Annotated in this window: 22 protein-coding genes; 10 read left to right on the top strand and 12 right to left on the bottom strand. The window is 70.6% G+C overall.

Annotated features, from left to right (window positions below; translation table 11 throughout):
* Positions 1–28: 28 nt before the first annotated feature.
* From sufU to ASF40_RS01200, 3 genes are all read right to left on the bottom strand, one after another.
* The gene (gene sufU, locus ASF40_RS01210; RefSeq protein ID WP_056365284.1) at positions 29–481 is read right to left on the bottom strand and encodes a Fe-S cluster assembly sulfur transfer protein SufU; all 453 of its coding nucleotides are present in this window, start codon (positions 479–481) and stop codon (positions 29–31) included.
* Positions 478–1,779, bottom strand: a complete 1,302-nt coding sequence (locus ASF40_RS01205) for a SufS family cysteine desulfurase (protein WP_056365281.1) — start codon at positions 1,777–1,779, stop codon at positions 478–480. The genes sufU and ASF40_RS01205 overlap by 4 nt, the downstream gene beginning before the upstream one ends.
* Positions 1,780–1,856: 77 nt before the next feature.
* Positions 1,857–3,983 (bottom strand): APC family permease, encoded by a 2,127-nt coding sequence (locus ASF40_RS01200; RefSeq protein WP_082496787.1) that lies wholly within the window; start codon positions 3,981–3,983, stop codon positions 1,857–1,859.
* A gap of 94 nt (positions 3,984–4,077) precedes the next feature.
* On the opposite strand from ASF40_RS01200, the gene ASF40_RS01195 reads away from it, so the two are divergent.
* The 3 genes from ASF40_RS01195 (at position 4,078) to ASF40_RS01185 (ending at position 6,498) form a co-directional block, all read left to right on the top strand.
* Positions 4,078–5,172: a VanZ family protein gene (locus ASF40_RS01195; RefSeq protein ID WP_056365274.1), complete on the top strand. Its 1,095-nt coding sequence runs from the start codon at positions 4,078–4,080 to the stop codon at positions 5,170–5,172.
* A 115-nt stretch (positions 5,173–5,287) separates the two neighbouring features.
* Positions 5,288–6,022 (top strand): hemerythrin domain-containing protein, encoded by a 735-nt coding sequence (locus ASF40_RS01190; RefSeq protein WP_082496785.1) that lies wholly within the window; start codon positions 5,288–5,290, stop codon positions 6,020–6,022.
* Between the two features lie 17 nt (positions 6,023–6,039).
* On the top strand, positions 6,040–6,498 hold the full coding sequence (locus tag ASF40_RS01185) for an SRPBCC family protein (RefSeq protein ID WP_056365267.1): 459 nt from the start codon (positions 6,040–6,042) through the stop codon (positions 6,496–6,498).
* A 60-nt stretch (positions 6,499–6,558) separates the two neighbouring features.
* Here the strand turns inward: ASF40_RS01185 and ASF40_RS01180 are convergent, their stop codons facing one another.
* From ASF40_RS01180 to ASF40_RS01160, 5 genes are all read right to left on the bottom strand, one after another.
* Positions 6,559–7,785, bottom strand: a complete 1,227-nt coding sequence (locus ASF40_RS01180; RefSeq protein WP_056365265.1) for an amidohydrolase — start codon at positions 7,783–7,785, stop codon at positions 6,559–6,561.
* Positions 7,786–8,095: 310 nt separating this feature from the next.
* Positions 8,096–9,340: an RNA polymerase sigma factor gene (locus ASF40_RS01175; protein WP_056365262.1), complete on the bottom strand. Its 1,245-nt coding sequence runs from the start codon at positions 9,338–9,340 to the stop codon at positions 8,096–8,098.
* Positions 9,337–9,720 carry a YciI family protein gene (locus ASF40_RS01170; RefSeq protein WP_056365258.1) on the bottom strand — a complete coding sequence of 128 codons (384 nt, stop codon included), beginning with the start codon at positions 9,718–9,720 and terminating at the stop codon, positions 9,337–9,339. The genes ASF40_RS01175 and ASF40_RS01170 overlap by 4 nt, the downstream gene beginning before the upstream one ends.
* Positions 9,721–9,861: 141 nt before the next feature.
* Positions 9,862–10,881: a LacI family DNA-binding transcriptional regulator gene (locus tag ASF40_RS01165; protein ID WP_045296269.1), complete on the bottom strand. Its 1,020-nt coding sequence runs from the start codon at positions 10,879–10,881 to the stop codon at positions 9,862–9,864.
* 36 nt (positions 10,882–10,917) lie between these two features.
* Complete coding sequence (locus tag ASF40_RS01160) at positions 10,918–12,600, bottom strand: glycoside hydrolase family 13 protein (RefSeq protein WP_056365255.1); 1,683 nt, start codon at positions 12,598–12,600, stop codon at positions 10,918–10,920.
* A gap of 74 nt (positions 12,601–12,674) precedes the next feature.
* On the opposite strand from ASF40_RS01160, the gene ASF40_RS01155 reads away from it, so the two are divergent.
* Positions 12,675–13,193, top strand: coding sequence for an adenine phosphoribosyltransferase (locus ASF40_RS01155; RefSeq protein ID WP_056365252.1), 519 nt, complete (start codon positions 12,675–12,677; stop codon positions 13,191–13,193).
* Positions 13,194–13,220: 27 nt separating this feature from the next.
* Here ASF40_RS01155 and ASF40_RS01150 read toward each other — a convergent pair whose 3' ends face one another.
* Together ASF40_RS01150 and ASF40_RS01145 are read right to left on the bottom strand one after the other, a co-directional pair.
* Complete coding sequence (locus ASF40_RS01150; protein WP_082496783.1) at positions 13,221–13,820, bottom strand: pyridoxamine 5'-phosphate oxidase family protein; 600 nt, start codon at positions 13,818–13,820, stop codon at positions 13,221–13,223.
* A 68-nt stretch (positions 13,821–13,888) separates the two neighbouring features.
* Positions 13,889–14,821: a 2-hydroxyacid dehydrogenase gene (locus tag ASF40_RS01145; protein ID WP_056365246.1), complete on the bottom strand. Its 933-nt coding sequence runs from the start codon at positions 14,819–14,821 to the stop codon at positions 13,889–13,891.
* A gap of 108 nt (positions 14,822–14,929) precedes the next feature.
* Between ASF40_RS01145 and ASF40_RS01140 the strand changes: the two genes are divergently transcribed.
* The gene (locus ASF40_RS01140) at positions 14,930–15,361 is read left to right on the top strand and encodes a DUF1761 domain-containing protein (RefSeq protein WP_056365243.1); all 432 of its coding nucleotides are present in this window, start codon (positions 14,930–14,932) and stop codon (positions 15,359–15,361) included.
* Positions 15,362–15,382: 21 nt separating this feature from the next.
* Here ASF40_RS01140 and purQ read toward each other — a convergent pair whose 3' ends face one another.
* On the bottom strand, positions 15,383–16,090 hold the full coding sequence (gene purQ / locus ASF40_RS01135) for a phosphoribosylformylglycinamidine synthase subunit PurQ (RefSeq protein WP_056365240.1): 708 nt from the start codon (positions 16,088–16,090) through the stop codon (positions 15,383–15,385).
* Positions 16,087–16,335 carry a phosphoribosylformylglycinamidine synthase subunit PurS gene (gene purS / locus ASF40_RS01130; RefSeq protein ID WP_056365237.1) on the bottom strand — a complete coding sequence of 83 codons (249 nt, stop codon included), beginning with the start codon at positions 16,333–16,335 and terminating at the stop codon, positions 16,087–16,089. Before purS ends, purQ begins: the two co-directional genes overlap by 4 nt.
* A 367-nt stretch (positions 16,336–16,702) precedes the next feature.
* Between purS and ASF40_RS01125 the strand changes: the two genes are divergently transcribed.
* The 5 genes from ASF40_RS01125 (at position 16,703) to ASF40_RS01105 (ending at position 22,656) form a co-directional block, all read left to right on the top strand.
* A complete protein-coding gene (locus tag ASF40_RS01125) occupies positions 16,703–17,944 on the top strand; it encodes an ABC transporter substrate-binding protein (RefSeq protein ID WP_311293421.1) in 1,242 nt (413 codons plus the stop codon).
* A gap of 134 nt (positions 17,945–18,078) precedes the next feature.
* Positions 18,079–19,110 (top strand): carbohydrate ABC transporter permease, encoded by a 1,032-nt coding sequence (locus tag ASF40_RS01120; RefSeq protein ID WP_056365232.1) that lies wholly within the window; start codon positions 18,079–18,081, stop codon positions 19,108–19,110.
* A complete protein-coding gene (locus tag ASF40_RS01115) occupies positions 19,107–20,015 on the top strand; it encodes a carbohydrate ABC transporter permease (protein ID WP_056365228.1) in 909 nt (302 codons plus the stop codon). Before ASF40_RS01120 ends, ASF40_RS01115 begins: the two co-directional genes overlap by 4 nt.
* A gap of 67 nt (positions 20,016–20,082) precedes the next feature.
* Positions 20,083–21,561 carry a glycoside hydrolase family 1 protein gene (locus ASF40_RS01110; RefSeq protein WP_056365225.1) on the top strand — a complete coding sequence of 493 codons (1,479 nt, stop codon included), beginning with the start codon at positions 20,083–20,085 and terminating at the stop codon, positions 21,559–21,561.
* 54 nt (positions 21,562–21,615) lie between these two features.
* Positions 21,616–22,656 (top strand): LacI family DNA-binding transcriptional regulator, encoded by a 1,041-nt coding sequence (locus ASF40_RS01105; protein ID WP_082496782.1) that lies wholly within the window; start codon positions 21,616–21,618, stop codon positions 22,654–22,656.
* Positions 22,657–22,798: the final 142 nt, after the last annotated feature.

Below are 22,798 nucleotides of genomic sequence, written 5' to 3'. Positions count from 1 at the left end.
GACCGGGGGTGGGGGTGTCGCCCGCTCCTCAGGCGCGGGCGGTCGCGTCCTCGAAGGCGACCCACGCGAGCATCGCGCACTTGACGCGGGCGGTGAACTTCGAGACGCCCGAGAGCGCGGCGGCGTCGCCGAAGACCTCTTCGTCCAGGGGGATCTCGCCGCGTGAGCGCAGCGCTTCGCGGAATCCCTCGATGAGAGCGGATGCCTCGGCCCGCGGCATCCGTTCCTGCTCTTCGATGAGCGCGGCGAGCATCGACGCCGACGCCTGCGAGATGGAGCAGCCGGCGCCGTCCCACGTGACCTCGTCGACGGTCGTGCCGTCGGCGGACAGGCGCACGCGGAGGGTGATCTCGTCGCCGCAGATGGGGTTGCGCTGGTACGACGTGGCGACCCGGCCCTCTTCGGCGCCGAGGCCCTTGCCGTGCGGGCGCTTGGAGTGGTCGAGGATGAGCTCCTGGTAGAGCGATTCGAGGCCGCTCATGCGCCGGCTCCGAAGAACGAGCGCACACCCGACAGAGCGTCGAGGAACACGTCGACGTCGTCCGCCGTGTTGTAGAGCGCCGACGACGCGCGCACCGAGGCGGTGAGCCCGAAGCGGCGGTGCAGCGGCTGCGCGCAGTGGTGCCCGACGCGTACGGCCACGCCCCGCGCGTCGAGGAACTGCCCCACGTCGTGTGCGTGCACACCGTCGACGTCGAACGACCAGAGGCCCACGCGCTCCGCGTCCGGTGCGTCGCCGAGCAGCCGCACGCCGGGGATCGCGCGCAGGCCGTCACCCATGCGCGCCTCGAGCGACTTCTCATGCGCGTGGACCGCGTCCATGCCGACGCCGTTGAGGTACCGCACCGCAGCCGCGAGCCCGATCGCCTGCGACACCGGCTGCGTGCCGGCCTCGAAGCGCTGCGGGGGCGGCAGGTACGACGCCTCGTCGAGGGTCACGGTGGTGATCATCGAGCCGCCGGTGAGGAACGGCGGCAGGGCCTCGAGCACCTCGGCGCGGCCGTAGAGGCCTCCGACGGCGTAGGGCCCCAGCATCTTGTGCCCCGAGAAGACCGCGAGGTCGACGCCGAGCGCCGGGAAGTCGAGCGGCAGGTGCGGGGCGGACTGGCATGCGTCGAGCACGGTCACCGCGCCGACGCCCTGCGCCAGGGCGACGAGGTCGGCGACCGGGTTCACGATGCCCAGCACGTTCGACACGTGCGTGAACGCGACGATCCGCGTGCGCTCGCCGATGAGGGTGGCGGCAGCATCCGTGTCCAGGGTCCCGTCGTCACGGACGGGGATGTGGCGCAGCACCGCGCCGGTGCGGGCGGCGAGCTCCTGCCAGGGGATGAGGTTCGCGTGGTGCTCGGTCTCGGTGATGACGATCTCGTCGCCGGGCTTCAGCGCGAAGCGCGCGCCGGCGGGGGCGCCGCGACCGACCGATGCGTTGCCGATCGCGTAGGCGACGAGGTTGAGGCCGGCGGTCGCGCCGCTCGTCCACACCAGCTGCTCGGGGCGTGCGCCGACGAAGCCCGCGACCGTCGTGCGGGCGTCCTCGAAGAGCTCGGTGGCCTCGGCCGCGAGGGTGTGCGCCCCGCGGTGGACGGCGGAGTTCGCCCGCGTGAGGAAGTCGACTTCGGCGTCGATGACCGCCTGCGGCTTCTGGCTCGTCGCGCCCGAGTCGAGGTAGACCAGGCGCTCGCCGTTCACGCGCTCGCCGAGGAGCGGGAAGTCGGCTCGCAGCACAGCGGCGTCCAGAGGCGCGGCCTGGGAGGGGGCGGGGGCGGCAGAACTCACCCCTCAAGGCTACGCGGGATGCCGCCTCCTGGCGCCGGGTGCTCGTTCGGGGGGCGCACCCGGCGCCGGGGCGCCCGTCAGGGCTTGGTCGGCACCGGGGGTTCGGGGGCATCCGCCTTTTCGGGCGGTCCTCCGGGGCGCACGGCACGACGGCCGACGCGGTGCACCTGCGGCGCCGTGCCGCGACCTGCCCGCTCGTCGCCGGGCAGGACGTGCGATCGGCGTCCGTAGATGAGCTCGGACGAGTCCAGGAGCCACGGCACGAGGGTGATGGAGACGCCGTGCACGAGCATGAGCTGCTGAGCGATGCGGCGGGCGCGGCGGTTGTGCAGGATCGACTCCCACCAGTGCCCGACGATGTACTGCGGCAGGTAGACGGTGACCACCGACGACCCGTGCTCCTCGCGGTACCTCTTCACGAACTCGGCGATCGGGCTCGCGTACATGCGATACGGCGACTCGATGATCTTGAGCGGGATCGGCATGCGGTGCGCCCGCCACTCCTCCTCGAGGGCGGCGGCGTCCTCCTTCGTCACCGAGACGTGCACCGCGAAGGTCTTGTCGTGCTTGGCGGCCAGGGCGTAGTCCACGGCCTTCACCACCGGCTTCTGCAGCTTGTTGACGAGGATGAGGGCGACGTCGCCCCTCGAGCCGAAGTGGGTCTGGTCGTCCATCGCGATCTCGTGCTCGACGTCGCGGTAGTAGCGGTGCACGCCCACCATGAGGAACGACAGGATCGGGATCGCGAGGAACACGAGCCACGCGCCGTGCGTGAACTTCGTGATGGTCACGATGATGAGGACGGATGCCGTCATGGTGGCGCCGAGCGAATTGATGACGAGACCCTTGCGCAGGCCGAAGAGCTCGGTGCGCGCGGATTCGCTGCGCCGCGCGTCGGCCGGGAGCTCCCGGATCGCCCGGATCCCCCGCATCCAATGCCGGATCATGCCGATCTGGCCGATCGTGAACGAGACGAACACGCCGATGATGTACAGCTGGATCAGGTTGGTGAGGTTCGCCTGGTAGACGATGAGCACGCCGATCGCGACCAGACCCAGGATGATCATGCCGTTGGAGTACACGAGGCGGTCGCCGCGGGTGTTGAGCGCCTTGGGCGCGTACCCGTCGCGGGCGAGCACCGACCCGAGCAGGGGGAACCCGTTGAACGCCGTGTTGGCGGCGAGCAGCAGCACGACCGCGGTCGCGGCCTGGATCACGAAGAACGGGATCGAGTTCATGCCGAACACGGCCGACGACACCTGCGCCATGAGGCTCGGCTGCGGGTTGGAGCAGTCGAAGCCGATGAGGTCGCAGGGGTTCTCGGCGTAGTGCACGCCCGAGACCAGCGCGATCGCGGTGAGCCCGGCGAAGAGCAGGATCGCGATGCCGCCCATCATCGCGAGCGTCGACTGGGCGTTGCGCACCTTGGGCTTGCGGAACGCCTGCACCCCGTTCGACACGGCCTCGACGCCGGTGAGGGCGGAGCAGCCGCTCGAGAACGCGCGCAGCACGAGCAGGATGACGGCGGCCTGTGTGAGGCTCTCGGTCTGCACCTCGTACTGGGCGCTCGAGGCGACGGGCGGGTTGCCGGTGACGATCTGGAAGAGCCCGACGAGGATCATGATCCCGACCGAGCCGATGAAGAGGTAGGTCGGGATCGCGAACGCGCGCGACGCTTCGCGGACGCCGCGCAGGTTCACGATGACGATCAGGATGACGAAGCCCACCGCCAGCTCGACGCGCCAGGGGTTGAGGCCGGGCAGCGCCGAGATGATGTTGTCGACGCCGGAGGCGACCGACACCGCGACCGTGAGCACGTAGTCGACGAGCAGCGCGGAGGCCACGATGACGCCCGGGATCTCGCCGAGGTTCTTGCGCGCCACCTCGTAGTCGCCGCCGCCGGAGGGATACGCCTTGATGAGCTGCCGGTAGCTGATCACGACGACGATCAGCAGCACGATGACGGCTGCCGCGACCCAGGGGGCGAACGCGAGGAACGCGAGGCCGCCGGTGAGGAGGATGAGCAGCAGCTCCTGCGGGGCGTACGCGACGGACGACAGCGCGTCCGAGGCGAAGATGGGCAGCGCCAGCTTCTTGGGGAGCAGGTGCTCGTCCGAGTCGGTGGACGCGAGCGGATCCCCCAGGATGAGGCGCTTGGCGATCGGCTTCTCATCGACCGACGGCTCACGGCTTTCGTTCGTCACGGCCCGTAAGGCTACTCGTGAGGAGAACGTGAGGATGCATCCCGACGACCATCCTCACGAAATCCATGCGGTGCCTCTCTGGGACACTCGTAGCGTGGACGAGCAGATCATCCTCGGTGTGCTCGCGATCACCCTGGGGGTGGTCGTGGGGGTGCTGCTCTTCGTCCCCTTCGTCGCGCTCAGCTACCGCCGTCGGGGCGGATTCGGCGTCGGCCGCTTCGTGGTCTGGGGCGCCGCGCTCGTCTACGTGATGGCGATCTGGACCTACACGCTCCTGCCGCTGCCCCACCCCGACACGATCGCGTGCGCGGGCGTGAACATCGACGTGACGGCGATCGCCGCCGACCTGCGCGGGGCCATCGTGCGTCGAGGCAGCGGGTTCGCGACGGATCCCGCCGTGCTGCAGCTGCTGCTCAACGTCCTGCTCTTCGTGCCGCTCGGCTTCTTCCTCCGTGTGCTGGGCGGACGCGGCGTGGTCACGGCCCTCGTCGTCGGCGTCGGGCTGTCGGGGTTCGTCGAGGTCACCCAGCTCACCGGGGTCTGGGGCCTCTACCCGTGCGCCTACCGCGTGTTCGACGTGGACGATCTGCTCACGAACACCCTGGGCGCGGTGCTCGGCTCGCTGCTCGCGCTCGCCGTGCCGCGGCGCTACCGCGGGTCGCCGCGCCTGCCCGACGCGGACCGGCCGCAGCCCGTCACGCGCGGGCGGCGCCTGCTGGGGATGCTGTGCGACGGGCTCGCCTCCTGGGTGCTCACCCTCACGGTGGTCGTCGCGGTGCAGCTCGTGCTCTACCTGCTCGGTGCGGACGCCGCCGTGCGCGACGGATCCGCGGCGAACCTCATCGGCTCCGCGGTGCCGATCGTCGTGTGGCTCGTCGCGACGCTCGCGACGGGCGGCACGATCGGCGACCACGCCGTGCAGGTGCGCTTCACCGGCGGGCCGCTCCCGGTCGGGCTCGCGCGCTTCCTGCGCTTCGTCACCGGCATCGGCGGCTACCTCGTGCTGAACGCGCTCCCCGGCGCGTGGACGTTCGTGGCTTCGGTGTTCGCGGTGGTGTCGATCGTGCTGGTCTTCACGACCGACACCCGTCGGGGCCTCCCCGGTCTCGCGTCGGGTCAGCGCCTCACCGACGCGCGGGAGCTGCAGGAACCGGATGCTGCGCCCCCGGGTCCCAGCCACGCCCGGTGACGCGCGGTGTCATCGTCGCAGGGCCGGTGCGGTGCGGTCGCCCCGGGAGTAGAATCCGGCTGATCACCGCCTGGGGTCGTCAGCGCCGACGAGCTGCGGGGATCGGGGGTGCGATATGGCTACCAAGCTTCCCTCCTCCGGGGCCATGCCGGAGGGGCAGGAACCGGGCTGCGACACGTCCGGCCTGATCCTGGTCCACAGGATCTTCCGCTGGCTCTACCGCGAGCTGCCGGAGCTCGTGCGCCGCGTGCCCCCGGGCGACGTCGAACGTGCCGCGGTCGTCGGCCGGTACGCCCACCTCGACTTCTTTGCGCTGCACATGCACCACGAGACCGAGGACGCCGCGCTGTGGGACAAGCTGGTCTCGCGCGACCCCGGCTGCGCGCTGCACGTCGACCAGATGCGCGCGCAGCACGCGGAGGTCGCGTCTCAGCTCGCCCTGATCGAGCCGCAGCTCGAGCCGTGGCTGCGGACGGCGGATGCCACACTGCGCGATGCGTTCGCCGGCGACATCGAGCATCTCCGCGACACCCTCACCGCGCATCTCGGGCAGGAGGAGGACGACATCATGCCGGTGGCCGGCGCCGTCCTCTCCCAGCAGGAGTGGGACTGGATGGAGGAGCACACGCGGGCCGAGCTCATGGCGCACCGCAAGGAGCTCGGCAAGGACATCATGTCCCTCCAGCTCGGACTGCTGGTCGCCAGCGTGCCCGAGGCCGAGCGCGACGAGTGGATGCGCACGAACGTCCCCGCGCCGATCCGCCTGCTGTACCAGCTGCTGATGAAGCGGCAGTACGACAGGGCGATGCGGGAGCTCTACCCCGACCGCCCGGTTCCCGCGATGGTGTGACGGCCATGTGGAGACGCGTGACGCTGGACGTGCATCTCGACCACCCGCCGGCTCGCGTGTTCCCGTACTTCGCCGACCCCGGCACGTGGCATGACTGGGCGCCCGCGGTCGAACTCCGCAGGCGCGTCGGCGACGGACCGCCGAGCGTAGGGAGCCGCTGGACCGCGGTCGACCACATCATCGGCCCGTTCCGCGTCCGCTTCGAGGACGTGCTCGAAGTCGTCGAGCCCGACGAGCGGGTCGTGTGGCACTCCACCTCGCCCTGGAACTCGCGCGTCGAGTACGCCTGCTCCGCCGAGGGTCGCGGGACGCGCGTGCACGCCGACTACGGGGGCGACGTCGCGGGGTGGCTGCGGCTGGTCGCCCTGCTTCCCACGTTCGTCCTGGCCCGCATCCTCATGCGCGACTTCCGCGGGCTCCAGCGGCTGCTCGATGCAGAGGACGCCCGCGCGGGAGCCGTCACCGAATCCGCCTGACGCCCTCGGCGCCGACACCGGAGCGAACGGATGCTGCGGCCCGCAGCATCCGTCCACCGCCTACGCCGTCGGCGTGCCGAGGAACTCGCGCGCGGCGACCACGAGCGCGTCGACGCCGCGGCCCAGCGTGGGCTGGAGCACGGGGGCGAAGAACGGCGAGTGGTTGGTCGGGATGTCGCGCTCGACCGTGCCGGCGGCGGTGGCCGCGGCGAAGGCCGCCGGGTCGACGCCGCCCCAGAACCAGAACACCAGCGGCACGCCGGCCTCGCGGGCGAACCACGAGACGTCCTCGCTGCCGGTGAACATGCCCGGGTCGATCACGGTGCCGTCGCCGAACGCCCCGTCGAACGCGGCGGTCAGGCGCGCGGTCGCGCCGGCGTCGTTGATGGTCGGAGGAAGCGTGTGGTCGGTGACGATGACCGGCGGCTCCTCGGCGCCGGAGGCCAGCGCCTCGGCGCGGACGATGCGCTCCACCTTCTCGAGCACGCGGGCGCGGGCCTCGTCGTCGGGGTAGCGCAGGCTCAGCTCGAGCCTCGCCTCGGCGGGGATGATGTTGTTCTTCAGACCCGCGTGGATCGAGCCGACGGTCACGACCGCGACGTCGCGGGGGTCCACTTCGCGCGACACGATCGTCTGCAGCCGCATGACGGTGGCCGCGGCCATGACGATCGGGTCGATCGTCGCCTGCGGACGCGAGCCGTGGCCGCCGCGGCCCAGCAGCGTGACGGTGAGGCCGTCGGATGCCGCCATCTGCGTGCCGCTGCGCACGCCGATCGTGCCTGCGGGCAGCGGCGTGACGTGCTGGCCGAGCACGATGTCGGGCTTCGGGAAGCGGTCGAGCACGCCGTCGGCGATCATCGCCTGCGAGCCCGCGCCGTACTCCTCGGCGGGCTGGAAGACGGCGACGATCGTGCCCGACCACTCGTCCTTCGTGGCGACCAGGCGCTCGAGGGCGCCGAGCAGCGCGGTGACGTGCATGTCGTGTCCGCACGCGTGCATGACCGGCACGTCGTTGCCGGCCGGGTCGGTGCCGCGAGCCGTGCTCGCGTACTCGAGACCGGTCTGCTCAGGCACCGGCAGCGCGTCCATGTCGGCCCGCAGCCACACGACGGGACCTTCGCCGTTGGAGATCCGCGCAGCGACGCCGGTCTTGCCGATCCCCTCCTCGAACTCGATGCCGAGCCCCGTCAGGTGCTGCGCGATCACCCCCGCCGTGCGGGTCTCCTGGAAGGACAGCTCCGGATGCCGGTGCAGATCGACGTAGATCGCTTCGAGGTCGAGGGTCATGCGGTCGAGCCTACGCGGCCGCGCCGCCGCGCCCCCTCCCGCTCCGCAGTCCGTCTCGGCGACCTCTCACCCCCACCCGCACAACGTGACTGCGGAAGCAGAGACGTTCTGTGCTGCGCAGTCACGTTTTGCGGGTGCGGGCGGGGTGGACGCGCCAGAAGTGACTGCGGAAGCAAAGACGTTCTGTGCTGCGCAGTCACGTTGTGCGGGTGCGGGAGGGGCGGACGCGCCGGAAGTGACTGCGGAAGCGCGGGGGGAACGGGCGCAGGGGGAGCGGGGGCGGGGGACGAGGGCGGGGGCGGGGGCGGGGTCACCACACCAGCTGGTCGCGGCGCCGGGCGAGGTACGCACGCTCGGCGGGGTTGCCGGCGAGCTGCACGGCGCGGTCGTACGCCGACCGCGCCTCCTCGCTGCGCCCGAGCCGGCGGAGGAGGTCGGCGCGCGCCGCGTGGTAGGCGTGATACCCGTCGAGAGGTGCGCGCAGCCGGTCGAGCTCGGCGAGCGCGACGTCGGGACCGTCGATCTCGGCGACCGCGATGGCGCGGTTGAGACGCACGATGGCGGACGGATCGGCGGCGAGCAGGCGGTCGTAGAGCGCGACGATCTGCGACCAGTCGGTGTCGCGAGCCGACGGGGCGGCGGTGTGCACCGCGTTGATCGCGGCGAGCAGCTGGTAGCGACCCGGCGGCTCTCCGCCGGCGGCGACGGCAGCGATCCGTTCTCGGACCAGCGCGTGGCCCTCGACGATCAGAGCGCGGCTCCACGCCCCGCGATCCTGCTCTTCCAAGGTCACGAGCTCGCCCGTGCGGGACACGCGTGCGGTTCGCCGCGCGTCGATGAGCAGCATCAGCGCGAGGAGTCCCGTCACCTCGCCCTCATCGGGAAGGAGCGTGCGCAGGAGCCGGCCCAGGCGGATCGCCTCGTCGGTCAGGTCCGCCCGCATCGGGTCGTCGCCGCCGGTCGCCAGATAGCCCTCGTTGAAAATGAGGTAGACCACCGCGAGCACGCCGGCGAGCCGCCCTCGGAGATCGGTCGCCGACGGCACCCGATAGGGGACGTGCGCGGCCGCGATCTTCGCCTTCGCACGGGTGATCCGTCGCGCCATGGTGGTCTCCGGCACGAGGAAGGCGTGGGCGATCTCGGCGACCGTGAGCCCGCCCAGCAGCCGCAGCGTCAGGGCGACCCTGGCCTCCATGGCGAGGACGGGATGACAGCAGGTGAAGATCAGCCGGAGCCGGTCGTCGTCGATCGGTCCCGTCTGCTCGGGAGGAGAGTCGTCGGACAGCATCAGCGCCGCCTTGTGCTTGTCGTCGCGGCGCGACTCACGTCTCAGCCGGTCGATCGCCTTGCGCGTCGCGGTGGTGGTGAGCCACGCACCCGGGTTCGGTGGCACGCCGTCACGCGGCCAGCGCTCGACGGCGGTCGTGAACGCCTCCGCGGCGGCGTCCTCGGCGAGGTCGAGATCGCCGAAGCGGCGGGCGAGCCCCGCCACCACCCGCGCCCACTCCTCGAGGTGGGCGCGGGTGAGCGCCTGATCGACGGCGGGGCCGGTCACGACTCGGACGCGTGCCGCTCCACGATCTCCGTCATGTCGGAGGGGAAGCGGTGCACCTCCTGCGGCCAGTCGAGGGCGACGGCCAGTCGTCCCGCCCAGTAGCGGGCAGCCTCGTCGTCGGGCACGTCCACGACGGTGAACCCGCCGAGGTGCTCCTTGGTCTCGGCGAACGGACCGTCGGTGAAGACCGGCGAGCCGTTGTCGCTGACGACGCTGCAGACCGCGGTCGAGGCGTCGATGCCCCCCTCCGCGAAGAGGAAGACGCCCGCGCTCTTCATCTCCTCCAACAGCGCCTGCGAGGCCTCGCTCTTGCTGCGCAGCTGGTCGGCCGTCTGCGGGGGCACCCACTCGTCGTTGAATGCGATCAGGTACTTCGGCATTGTCGTCTCCTCTCATCGGGACGAGGACCCCGTCGTGGACCCTCCGTCGCGGCGCCCGAACGGGCCCGCACACCTGATCCACGAACGGTGAGGCTCCGATACGACACTATTCCCGAGACCGGTGAAGAAGTCGCGACACCGTCACTGCGGCAGGCGCGCCGTGGAGCCCCGCACGATGAGCTCGAAGGGCAGCTCGCCCGGCCGGTGGACGGGGGTCTCGGCATCCGTCGATTCCAGCGCCTCGAGGATGGCGTCCGCGGCGCGCTCGCCCTGGCCGAGGGGGAACTGGTCGACCGTGGTGAGGCGGAAGAACTCGCCGAGCTCGTGGCCGTCGATGCCGATCACCGACAGATCCTCGGGCACCCGGTAGCCGAGCTCGCGTGCGGCGAGCAGTGCCCCGATCGCCATCTCATCGGATGCCGCGAAGATCGCGGTCGGCCGGCTGCCGGGCTTTCCCAGCAGCTGCTTGGCGGCGCGGAAGCCGCCCTCGATGGTGAAGTCGGCGGGCTCGAACAGCGACGGGCTGACCTCGATGCCGGCGTCGGCCAGGGCGAGCTCGAAGCCCTGCCGGCGCTGCGTCGGGATGTGGAAGTCGATGTCGAACTCGGGGCTCGCGCCGATGTGCGCGATCCTGCGATGGCCGAGCGCGAGCAGGTGCTCGGTGGCCAGCCGCGCGACGGCCACGTCGTCGACCGTGAGGGTCGTGAGCAGCGGATTGGGCCCGCCGATCGCGATCACCGGCAGGTCGAGCTCGACAAGACGCTCGGTCTCCTCCTGGCCGAGCTCGAGCGAGATCGCGATGACCCCGTCCACGCGCTGGCGCCGCAGGAACGTGTCGAAGATGTCGTGCCGCTCGCCGCGGTCGGCGGTGAGGCTGTAGAGGGTGATGTCGTAGCCGCGGCGCATGAGCGCCGAGGCGATCCCGCTCAGCACGGTCGAGAAGAACCAGCGGTCGAGGAACGGCACCAGCACGCCGATGTTGCGCGTGCGGCCCGAGGCGAGGCTCGAGGCCGAGGCCGACACCACATACCCGAGGCTCTTGGCGGCCTCCTCGACCTTCGCCTTCGCGCCCGCCGAGACGTGCCCGCGTCCGCTCAGCGCGCGTGAGACGGTCGCCGTCGAGACCCCCGCCGCGCGGGCGACCTCGTCGATGCTGACCACGTCGTCACCGTACCTTCTCGGAGCCCAGCTCGCGTGTCAGGCGGTCTCGATCCAGACCGTCGTGTCGCCCGGGAGCTCGCCGTCCGCGACAGGGCCGCTGGACGCGATCACGATACCGCCCGGCAGCGAGATCGGCGTGGAACCGGTGTTCGCGATGACGGTGACATTCCCGTTGCGGAATGCGACAGCATCCGTTCCGTATCCGTCGATCCATTCGAGCGACCCCGCGCCCAGCGACCGTGCCCGGCGCTCGGCGAGCAGTGCGCGGTAGAGCTCGAGCGTCGAGCCCTCGACGCCGGTCTGCGCGTCGCGGGCGAGCGTCGCCCACTCGGCGGGCTGAGGCAGCCACGACGCACCGGTCGCGTTGAAGCCGTAGGCCGGGGCATCCGCGTTCCACGGGATCGGCACGCGGCAGCCGTCGCGGCCGTACCGCTCGCCGTTCGTGCGGAACCACGTCGGGTCCTGACGGGCGTCGCCCGGGATGTCGATGACCTCGGGAAGCCCGAGCTCCTCGCCCTGGTAGAGGTAGGCGGAACCGGGCAGGGCGAGCATGAGGGTCGTGGCCGCGCGGGCGCGGGCGAGCCCGACCTCGCGGATCGGCTGGCCGGGGGAGTCCGGGCCGATGCCGTGACCCTGCGGGTTCTCGGCGGTCAGCGCCAGGCGCGATGCGTGGCGCACGACGTCGTGGTTCGAGAGCACCCACGTCGAGGGCGCGCCGACACCCGGGAACGCGTGCAGCGACACCTCGATGACCTCGCGGAGGTCGGCGGCGTTCCACTTCGTCTCGAGGTACGGGAAGTTGAAGGCCTGGTGCATCTCGTCGTGACGCACCCACTCGGCCGTGCGCGCGGCGGTGGGCAGCCACGCCTCCGCGGCGAGGGCGCGGTCGCCCTGGTACTCCTCGAGGATCCTGCGCCAGTCGCGGTACACCTCGTGCACGGCGTCCTGGCCCCAGTACGGCACGTTCTCCGCCTCGCCGCCCATCGAGCCGGCCTCGGGGTTCGGGATGTAGTCCGGCAGCCCCTCCGCCTTCACCAGGCCGTGGGCGACGTCGACGCGGAAGCCGTCGACCCCGCGGTCGAGCCAGAAGCGCAGGATGCGGCGGAACTCCTCGCGGACCTCCTCGTTGGACCAGTCGAAGTCGGGCTGCGACGAGTCGAACAGGTGCAGGTACCACTGGCCCGGCTCACCGTCGGCCTCGACGACGCGCGTCCATGCCGGACCGCCGAAGACGGACTCCCAGTTGTTGGGCGGGAGCTCTCCGTTCTCGCCCTTGCCGTCGCGGAACATGTAGCGCGCGCGCTCGGTGCTGTGGGGAGCGGCGGCGAGGGCCTGCTGGAACCATTCGTGCTGGTCGGACGAGTGGTTCGGGACGAGATCGACGATGACACGGATGCTGCGCTCATGCGCCGCGGCCAGCATGTCGTCGAAGTCGGCCAGGGTGCCGAAGAGCGGGTCGACGTCGCAGTAGTCGCTGACGTCGTAGCCGGCGTCCTTCTGGGGCGAGCGCTGGAAGGGGCTCAGCCAGATGGCGTCGATGCCGAGGTGCGCGAGGTCGTCGAGGTGCGAGGTGATGCCGGGGAGGTCGCCGATGCCGTCGCCCGACGCGTCGGCGAAGGAGCGGGGGTAGATCTGGTAGATGACGGCGGTGCGCCACCACTCGCCACCCACGGTGGTGAGGAACGCGTCCGTGCGCTCGATGGTCTCTGCGGAAGTCATCCGGCCAGCATACTGCAAGCGCTTACACTCCCTCGTAACGAATGACGCACAGGGGCCGGGCGTAGGGTTGGCGGGTGCTGTCCGAAGCCCTCACGCGCGCCGAATCCCTCATCCGCACGATCCCCGACTACCCGGAGCCGGGCGTGCAGTTCCGCGACATCACGCCTCTGCTGGCGGATGCCTCGGCGCTCCGCACCGTCATCCACGCGATGATCGCCCCGTTCGAGGGGTCGTTCGACGTCGTCGCCGGGGTCGAGGCGCGCGGGTTCCTGCTCGCCGGCGCCGTCGCGATGGAGGCCGGCGTGGGCCTGGTCCCGATCCGCAAGGCGGGCAAGCTGCCTCTGCCCGCAGCATCCGTCTCCTACGCGCTCGAGTACGGCACCGCCACGATCGAGGCGCACGACGACATCTCCGGCGGCATGCGGGTGCTGCTGGTCGACGACGTCCTCGCGACCGGTGGCACGCTCGTCGCGGCGCACGAACTCGTCGAGACGCTCGGCGGAGTGGTCGTGGGCACCGCGGTGCTCATGGAGCTGACGGCGCTCGGAGGCCGAGAGGTCGTCGGCGACGTCCACACGGTCTTCACCGCCTGACGTCGCCCCCGCCGTCGGCATCGGCGGTCACCCGTCCGAGCGGGGTCCCGGGAGCGTGTCCTGCGGACCGGTGCGCGGAGTGAAGTGCGGAATCGGTGCGGGGCGCTCGGCGCGGGGCTGATGCGACGGTTCGGGCGCTGCCGGGAGCGTGGCGTCGCCCTCGAACGGCATCAGGGGGTCCTTGCGGCTCGCGTGCTGGGGGAACCGCCGACCCGTCACGGTGTTCGCGACGACCTTCATGACGAAGAACTTCGCGGTCGGGCTCCACGACGCGAGGTGGCGGACACCGCTGTCGCGGATCTCGTCGTCACGGGTGACGCGCTCCGCCCTGCCGCGGATCACGACGCTCCAGTAGTGGTCGTCGTCGGTCGCCCCGTCGACTTCGAAGGCGACCATCGGGTGCTGCGCGATGTGGAGGAGCTTCGCGTCGCGCGCCGTGCGGATGTACAGGGCGCCCTCGTGGGCGACGTAGTTGACCGGGAAGATGTCGGGCGCACCGTCGGCGTTGTCGACCGCGAGCCGGCCGAGTTCGGCGGTCTGCAGGTACTCCCAGCACGCCGAAGCGGCAAGCCGCTCCACCTTGGGGGGCTGGCCTGCACTCGGGGGATCGCTCGGGGAATCGTTCATCGCGCACCACTGTCCGTCCCCTCCGGTCTACCTCAGAGCGGCGGAGAACTGAAGGGGGAGCGTGTGGCTCAGCCGCCGAGCACGACGTTGATCGGCGGCTCGCCGGCGGCGAGGCGCTCGATCTGCGTGCGCACGAGCTTCGCGACCCGGGGCCGCATCGCGCTCGACGCGCCGCCGACGTGCGGGGCGATGAGCACACCCGGAAGGCCCCACAGCGCATGGCCGTCGGGGAGGGGCTCGGGGTCGGTGACGTCGAGGGCGGCGCGGATGCGTCCGCGACGCACGTGGTCGACGAGCGCGTCGGTGTCGACGAGGGTGCCGCGGCCGACGTTCACGATGAGCGCCCCGTCGGGAAGCGCCGACAGGAACGCGTCGTCGACGAGCCCCTGGGTGGCCTCACCGCCGGGCAGCGTGAGGATCACGATCTCGGCCTGGGGGAGCAGCTCGGGCAGCTCGTCGATGCCGTGCACCGCGACGCCGTCCTCGACGCGGGCGCGCGACGCGACGGGGGTGAGTTCGACCTCGAACGGCTCGAGCCGCGCGGCGACGGCCTTGCCGACGCCGCCGTAGCCCAGCAGCAGCACGCGGCGGTCGGCGAGGCTCTGCGCGAAGACCGGGGCCCAGCGGCCGGCCGCGGTGTCGACGGCGAACGCGTCGATGTGCCGCTGCGCAGCGATCGCGAGACCCACCGCGAGCTCGGCGGTCGACGTCTCGTGCACCGACGCCGCGTTCGCGAAGACCAGACCCTCGGGCAGGATGGCGGCGACGCCGTCGTAGCCGATCGACTGGCCCTGCACGAGCCCGACCTCGACGCCCTCGAGACGTTCGAGCACACGCGCCATCGACATGTACGGCGGCACGACGATATCGAACCGGTCACGCGGGGCGGCAGCATCCATCGGCCACACCACCAGCTCGACCCCCTCGGGCAGGGCGCCCAGATCCGCGGCGAGCTGTTCGGTGGGGACGCTGACGACGAGATTCCGGGTGTCTGTGCTCACCCGCTCCACGCTACCGGCGCGGTGCGGGGCGGGCGTCACCGGGCGGCGCTACGCTCGCGTCGAGCGACGACCGCGACGGGCGGCCGCGCCTGGGCGGAGGAGGCGGAGATGGTTCCCGAGATCAATTACTGGGCGGTGCTGATCGCGACGGCGTCGAGCATGGTCGTCGGCTCGATCTGGTACACGCCGAAGGTCTTCGGCACGAGATGGGCGAAGCTCGCGAACGTCGACATGAACCGACCGGGCGCAAGCGCCGTGGTGCCGATCGTGGTGACGGTGTTCGTCAGCTTCGTGACCGCGTGGGTGCTGGCCGGCGCCTCGTCGATCGCCTGGCACTTCTACGGCGGCAGCTACCTCTGGGCGGCGCTGCTGACCGGCGTGATCCTGTGGGCGGGCTTCACGGCGGCGCGCTTCATCACCCACGACGCCTTCGAGGGGCGGCCTTCGTCGCTGACCGTGCTCAACATCTCGCACGAGCTCGTCACGATCATCGTGATGGCGCTCATCATCGGCGTGTGGCCGCCGGCCGGGACGGTCTAGAAGCGGGACGGATGCTGCGGCTCAGGCCGCGGCGCCCACCACGGCGGCGATGGCCGACGTGAAGAACGACAGGCCGTCGACGCCCGACCGCATCGCGGCGGAGGTGTCGGGACCGAAGCCCGGCTCGACGGCGTGCTCGGGGTGCGGCATGAGGCCGACCACGTTGCCCCGCTCGTTCGTGAGGCCGGCGATGTCGCGCAGCGACCCGTTCGGGTTCACGCCGAGGTAGCGGAAGGCGACGAGGCCCTCGCCCTCGAGGCGGTCGAGTTCGGACTCCGAGGCGATGTAGCCGCCGTCGGCGTTCTTGAGCGGGATCACGATCTCCTGGCCGGAGCCGAAATCGCTGGTCCACGCGGTGTCGTTGTTCTCGACGCGCAGCTTCTGGTCGCGGCGGACGAACTGCTGGTGCGCGTTGCGGATCAGGCCGCCCGGCAGCAGGTGCGCCTCGACGAGCATCTGGAAGCCGTTGCAGATGCCGAGGATCGGCATGCCCTTGGCCGCGGCATCCTTCACCTCCGCCATGATCGGCGCGAGCGCCGCGATGGCTCCGGCGCGCAGGTAGTCGCCGTAGCTGAACCCGCCGGGGAGGACCAGCGCGTCGACGCCGTCGAGGTCGTGCGAGCCGTGCCACAGGGCGACGGCCTCGCCGCCGGCGATCTCGATCGCGCGCTGCGCGTCGCGGTCGTCGAGCGAGCCCGGGAAGGTGATGACGCCGATGCGGGCGGTCATTCGACGACCTCGATGCCGACGACGTCCTCGATCACGGAGTTGGAGAGGATCTCGTCGGCGATGCGCCGGGCCTCGGCGAGGACCTCGTCGGTGACCTCGCCGTCGACGGTGAGCTCGAACCGCTTGCCGATGCGCACCGCGCTGAAGTCGGAGACGCCGAGACGCGCGAAGGCGCCCGAGACGGCCTTCCCCTGCGGGTCCAGAAGCTCGGCCTTGGGCATGACGTCGACGACGATGGTGGGCATCGGGATCCTCCTGGCGGCCGGAGGCCGCAGCTATCGGTCGTTGAGCGACGAGCGCAGCGAGGAATCGAAACGCCGGATGTCGCGGGCAGGGGTCCCCTCCAGTCTACGGGCCGTGCGCGCGGCGTTTCTCCGGCCGTCCAGAAGCCCTGCCCGAAGCGCTGCGCGAGCCCCGTGACACAACCGTGATCAATCCATGGGAGCGCTCCCTTGACTTCGTGGGAGCGATCCCATAGCGTTGCGTCTCGATCGATGGGAACGCTCCCACGACCACCACGGCACGGTTCCCTCCGCGCCGATCCTGCAACACACACGACCCTGACAACACAAAGGAGTGACAGTGAACGCACGCGCCTTCCGCAGAAGCGCCGTGGCAATCGCCGCATTCTCGGCTTCGGCCATCGTCCTCGCCGGCTGCGCCGGTGGCAGCGGAGACGAGGCCGGTGGCGAAGACGGTGAGATCACGCTGACCCTGGCCACGTTCAACGACTTCGGGTACGACGACGAACTCCTCCAGGAGTACATGGACGAGAACCCGAACATCAAGATCGTCCACAACAAGGCCGCCATCACCGACGACGCCCGCACGAACTTCTTCGCGAAGCTCGGCAAGGAGGGCCTCGCCGACATCGAGGCGGTCGAGGTCGACTGGTTCGCCGAGGCCATGCAGTACTCCGACCTGCTCGCCGAGGTGCCTGACAGCGCCAAGGGCCGCTGGGTCGAGTGGAAGGAAGCGGCCGCGACCGACGCCGACGGCCGTCTCGTCGGCTTCGGCACGGACATCGGCCCGCAGGCCGTCTGCTACCGCGCCGACCTGTTCTCGGCCGCGGGCCTGCCCTCGACGCCCGACGAGGTCGCCTCGGCGATCGACGGCGACTGGGACACGTTCTTCGACCTGGCCGACCAGTACAAGGCTGCGACCGGCAAGCCGATGCTCGACTCCGCGAACTCCGCGTTCCAGGGCATCGTCAACCAGATCGAGTTCCCGTACGACGAGCCCGACGGCACCGTCGTCGCGACCGACAACCCCGACCTCGAGGCTGCGTACAACCTCGTCGTCGAGCGCGGCATCCCGAACTCGGCCTACTCGGGCCAGTGGTCGGACGACTGGAACGCGTCGATGGCCAACGGTGAGTTCGCCGCGATGCTGTGCCCGCCGTGGATGCTCGGCATCATCTCGGGCAACGCGCCCGAGGTCACCGGCTGGGAGATCGCGAACGCGTTCCCGAACGGCGGCGGCAACTGGGGCGGCTCGTACCTGACCGTTCCGGCCAACGGCAAGAACGTCGACGAGGCCCTCAAGCTCGCCGACTGGCTGACCGCTCCGGAGCAGCAGGAGAAGACGTTCGTCAACGTCGGCGCCTACCCGAGCGCCCTCGACGCGCAGAGCGCTTCGTCGATCACCGACTCGAAGAACGAGTACTTCGCCGACGCGCCGACCGGCACGATCTTCGCGGACCGCTCCGCGGCGATCACGGTCACCCCGTACAAGAGCGCGGACTACTTCAAGTACAACACCGCGCTCCAGGACGCCATCACCCGCGTCTTCGACGGCACCCAGGACGCCCAGGCGTCGTGGGACGCGTACGTCGCCGAGGTCGAGGCCTTCTGATAGGCCGACACTGACGATCCGGTCCGCGCCCGCGGACCAGGTCTGACAGCAGAAGCGGAGTGCGTGCGGGTCCCCCCGGCCCGCGCGCACTCCGCCTCCACGCCCACCCCTCGACACCCGAATCGGAGCCACCGGTGACCACGACCGCCACCCGTACGACGGCATCCGGGCCGGCCGATCGGCCCGATCCGGAGCGCCAGCCGCGCGTCCTCTCCTTCTCCCACCGCCTCAGCCGCTGGGACCTGAAGCTCTCCCCGTACCTCTACATCTCGCCGTTCTTCATCCTGTTCGCGATCGTGGGGCTCTTCCCGATCGTCTACACGGCGGTGATCTCGTTCCAGGAGTGGGACCTCGTCCGCAACTCCGGCACCTTCGTCGGATTCGACCAGTACGTCTGGATCCTGTCCCAGGCCGACTTCTGGATCGCCCTGCGGAACACCTTCAGCATCTTCCTGCTCTCGTCGGTGCCGCAGCTCATCCTGGCGCTGTTCATCGCGGCGATGCTCGACAAGAACATCCGGGCCAAGACCTTCTGGCGGATGAGCGTCCTGCTCCCGTACGTCATGGCCCCGGTCGCCGTCGCGCTGATCTTCAGCAACCTCTTCGGCGACAACCACGGACTCGTGAACAACGTGCTCACGAACCTCGGGCTGGACCCGATCGCGTGGCACAAGGACCCGTTCTGGAGCCACATCGCCATCGCCACGATGGTCAACTTCCGCTGGACCGGCTACAACGCCCTCATCCTCCTCGCCGCCATGCAGGCCGTGCCGCGCGAGTACTACGAGGCGGCGACCGTCGACGGCGCCAACGCCTTCCGCCAGTTCTGGAGCATCACGCTCCCCTCGCTCAAGCCCACCCTGATATTCGTCATCATCACGTCGACGATCGGCGGCCTGCAGATCTTCGACGAGCCCCGCATGTTCGACCAGACCGGCCGCGGCGGTGCCGCCGGCCAGTGGCTCACGATCACGCTGTACCTGTACAACATCGGCTGGGGCGAGTTCAACTTCGGCCGCGCCGCCGCCCTGGCGTGGATCCTCTTCATCATCATCCTGGCGATCGGCCTCATCAACCTCGCCATCACCCGTGCCCTCGTACGCGACGAGGGCGGACGCGGGGTCATCCAGCGCCGCCGCCGCGGCCGGAAGGGAGCCCAGCAGTGAGCGCCATCAGCACCCCGCCCCTCGCGGTCGTCGAGGAGAACCTGCCCAACGCGCGCCGGAGCCGGCGGACCACGAAGATCCGCGGCGTGCGCGCCGGGGTCTGGGTGTACGTCGGTCTCGGAGTCGTCGTGGTCTCGGCGCTCTTCCCCTACTACTGGTCGTTCCTGATCGGCTCGGGCGACGCCTCGACCATCAACAACCCGAACATGTCGTGGCTGCCGGGCGGCAACTTCATCGACAACGCCCTGAAGGTCATCAACGACCCTGCCGTGAACTTCTGGCAGGCCCTCTGGAACTCGATCTTCAGCTCGACCGTGATCGCGGCATCCGTCGTCCTGTTCTCGACCCTCGCCGGCTGGGCGTTCGCGAAGCTCCGCTTCCCGGGCGGCAAGTGGCTGCTCGCCTTCGTGGTCGCCACCATGGCGGTGCCGATGCAGCTCGGCGTCGTGCCCCTCTACCTGCTCTTCTCCGACCTGGGCTGGACCGGGCAGATCGGCGCCATCATCATCCCCGCGCTCACCAGCGCGTTCGGGGTGTTCTGGATGACGCAGTACCTGTCGCAGACCGTGCCGGACGAGCTGATCGAGGCGGCGCGCGTGGACGGGGCCAACATGCTCCGCACGTTCTGGACGGTCGGCGTGCCCGCCGCACGCCCCGCCGCCGCGATGCTGTTCCTCTTCACCTTCGTGGGCGCGTGGAACCAGTTCTTCTGGCCCTTCATCGTGCTCGACCGGCAGAGCCCCACGCTCCCGGTGGCACTCTCGCTCCTGCAGTCGAACTACTTCGTCGACTACTCGGTCGTGCTCGCCGGCGTGCTCCTGGCCACCATTCCGCTCCTCATCGTCTTCGCCTTCACGGGCCGGCAGCTGGTCAGCGGCATCATGGCCGGCGCCGTCAAGGGCTAGACCCTTCCCGTTCCCCACAGCATTCGGCATCCTGACACCGACGTTCCCCGAGAGGATCATTGACCTCATGACGACCGCGATCCCTCGCGCCTTCCCCCAGGACTTCCTGTTCGGCGCCGCGACCGCCGCCTTCCAGATCGAGGGCGCCGCCCACGAAGACGGCCGCCGCGACTCGATCTGGGATGCGTTCTGCCGCGTGCCGGGCGCCGTCATCAACGCCGACAACGGCGACGTGGCGTGCGACCACTACCACCGCTACGGCGATGACGTGGCGCTCATGAAGGAGCTGGGCCTGCAGACGTACCGCTTCTCGACGTCGTGGTCGCGCGTGCGGCCCGACGGCGGGGCGGTCAACCTCCAGGGACTCGACTTCTACAAGCGACTGGTCGACGAGCTGCTCGGGGCCGACATCCTCCCGTGGCTGACGCTCTACCACTGGGACCTGCCGCAGGCGCTGCAGGAGAAGGGCGGCTGGGCGAACCGCGACACCGCGGACCTCTTCACCGAGTACGCGCTGACGATGCACGACGCCCTGGGCGACCGGGTCGACGTGTGGACCACCCTCAACGAGCCGTGGTGCTCGTCGTTCCTCAGCTACACCGCGGGCATCCACGCGCCGGGCCACTACAGCGTCGAGGAGGGCGTGCTCGCCGCGCACCACCTGCTGCTCGGGCACGGCCAGGCCGTGCGCGAGCTGCGCTCTCGTGACGAGTCGCTCAAGCTCGGCATCACGCTGAACCTCACGGTCGCCGAGCCGGTCGACGAGAGCGACCCCGCCGACGTCGACGCGGCACGTCGGATCGACGGCCAGTTCAACCGCTGGTTCCTCGACCCGATCTTCCGTGCGCAGTACCCCGCCGACATCGTGGAAGACATCCGGAAGGTGGATGCTGCGGCCATCGCCGCGTGGGAGACCGCCGTGCGCCCGGGTGACCTCGAGACCATCGCGACGCCCATCGACACGCTCGGCGTGAACTACTACCACGGCGAGTACGTGGGCGGACGAGAGCCGGTGAACCCGCCGATCGGCGGCGACGCGCCGACCGACCGCCCCGCCCGCTCGCCGTACCCCTCGCACGAGGGCATCTACTGGCACGAGCGCGGCCTTCCCCGCACGCCGATGCAGTGGGAGGTGCAGCCCGAGGGGCTCACCACGCTCCTCGAGCGGGTGTGGGACGAGTACGCGCAGCAGGCCGGCACCGTGCTCTACGTGACCGAGAACGGCGCCGCCTACGACGACGAGCTCGTGGTGGAGGGCGACGTGAAGCACGTCCACGACGCCGATCGCGTCGAGTTCCTGCGCGGACACCTCGGGGCGATCCTCGACGCGGCCGAGGCCGGCGTCGACGTGCGCGGATACTTCTACTGGTCGCTGCTCGACAACTTCGAGTGGGCGTGGGGCTATGAGAAGCGGTTCGGGATCGTGCGGGTGGACTACGACACCCAGGAGCGCACGCCCAAGGACAGCGCGCTCGAGTACAGCCGCATCATCGGCGCTCGGGCGATCGACCTGGAGTCCGCGCGCGCGGCGACGGTCGCGTCGTAGCACTGCGCCGCGCGGAGTCGTGGCGCAGTAGCATCCGGGAAGGAGGGGACAGGAATGAGCACCGACGCCATGCGGCCTACCCAGCGGGGAGCCGGCAGCGCACACGCCGTGACGATCGAAGAGGTCGCCGCCGCGGCGGGGGTCTCCCGCTCGACGGTGTCCCGCGTGGTGAACGGCTCGACCGCCGTGAGCCCCGAGGCCCTGGAGTCGGTGACCCGCGCGATCAGCGAGCTCAACTACGTCCCCAACCGCGCGGCCCGGTCGCTGGCGAGCCAGAAGACGCACGCCATCGCGCTGATCGTCCCCGAGGACACCACCCGGTTCTTCGGCGACCCGTTCTTCGCGGCGATCGTGTCGGGCATCAACTCGCGCCTCAGCCGCTCGGACTACGTGCTCAACCTCTTCATCGCGAGCGACGACCCGGGCGACAAGACCACGAGCTATGTGCGCTCGGGTGCGGTGGACGGTGCGATCGTGGTCTCGCACCACACCAGCGACACCTTCATCGACCGCATCGCGAGCGTCGTGCCCGTCGTATACGGCGGCCGCCCGGTGCGCGAGCGCGACCGTGACTACTACGTCGACGTCGACAACGTCCGTGGGGCCTACGACGCCACGGTGTACCTGATCGAGAGCGGCCGCCGCCGCATCGCGACGATCACCGGCCCGCGCGACATGCCCGCCGGTGTCGACCGCCTGCAGGGGTATCGCGACGCGCTCGCCGCGTGGGACCTCGACGAGATCGCGGTCGAGGACGGCAACTTCACCGCCGACGGCGGTGCCGACGCGATGCGCCGCATCCTCGCGACCGGAGCCCAGCCCGACGCGGTGTTCGTCGCCAGCGACCTCATGGCGCGCGGCGTGCTGACGGTGCTGACGGCCGCGGGACTCCGCGTCCCCGAGGACGTCGCGATCATCGGCTTCGACGACTCCCCGGTGGCCACCTCCGTCACGCCGCAGCTGACGACGATGCGCCAGCCGTCGTTCGCACAGGGCGAGCGCATGGCCACGGTGCTCGTCGACCTCCTCGCGGGGCGGCATCCGCGTCACGTCACGATCCTCGAGACCGAGCTCGTCATCCGCGAATCCGTCTGACCCGCCCCCGCTCCCCCCGCCGCCCCCTCGTTCCGCAGTCACTTTTCGCGTCCGCGGGGCGGCGGCACCCGCACCTTGCGACTGCGGAACACCGAAGACCTTCGCTCCGCAGTCGGGTTTGGCGGGAACGGGGGCCGCGAAG

Origin of the sequence: Microbacterium sp. Leaf288 (assembly GCF_001422925.1) — a bacterium.
Taxonomy (GTDB): Bacteria; Actinomycetota; Actinomycetes; order Actinomycetales; family Microbacteriaceae; genus Microbacterium.
The sequence above is the reverse complement of the archived record's forward strand: the minus strand, read 5'-3'. Positions and strand labels throughout refer to the sequence as shown.

Bases quoted from the DNA above. Each gene is read 5' to 3' on its own strand.
- sufU (WP_056365284.1), bottom strand. From the start codon at position 481: ATGAGCGGCCTCGAATCGCTCTACCAGGAGCTCATCCTCGACCACTCC.
- ASF40_RS01190 (WP_082496785.1), top strand. From the start codon at position 5,288: ATGGCTACCAAGCTTCCCTCCTCCGGGGCCATGCCGGAGGGGCAGGAA.
- ASF40_RS01180 (WP_056365265.1), bottom strand. From the start codon at position 7,785: ATGACCCTCGACCTCGAAGCGATCTACGTCGATCTGCACCGGCATCCG.
- ASF40_RS01170 (WP_056365258.1), bottom strand. From the start codon at position 9,720: ATGCCGAAGTACCTGATCGCATTCAACGACGAGTGGGTGCCCCCGCAG.
- ASF40_RS01160 (WP_056365255.1), bottom strand. From the start codon at position 12,600: ATGACTTCCGCAGAGACCATCGAGCGCACGGACGCGTTCCTCACCACC.
- ASF40_RS01150 (WP_082496783.1), bottom strand. From the start codon at position 13,820: ATGAACGATTCCCCGAGCGATCCCCCGAGTGCAGGCCAGCCCCCCAAG.
- ASF40_RS01140 (WP_056365243.1), top strand. From the start codon at position 14,930: ATGGTTCCCGAGATCAATTACTGGGCGGTGCTGATCGCGACGGCGTCG.
- purQ (WP_056365240.1), bottom strand. From the start codon at position 16,090: ATGACCGCCCGCATCGGCGTCATCACCTTCCCGGGCTCGCTCGACGAC.
- purS (WP_056365237.1), bottom strand. From the start codon at position 16,335: ATGCCCACCATCGTCGTCGACGTCATGCCCAAGGCCGAGCTTCTGGAC.
- ASF40_RS01110 (WP_056365225.1), top strand. From the start codon at position 20,083: ATGACGACCGCGATCCCTCGCGCCTTCCCCCAGGACTTCCTGTTCGGC.
- ASF40_RS01105 (WP_082496782.1), top strand. From the start codon at position 21,616: ATGAGCACCGACGCCATGCGGCCTACCCAGCGGGGAGCCGGCAGCGCA.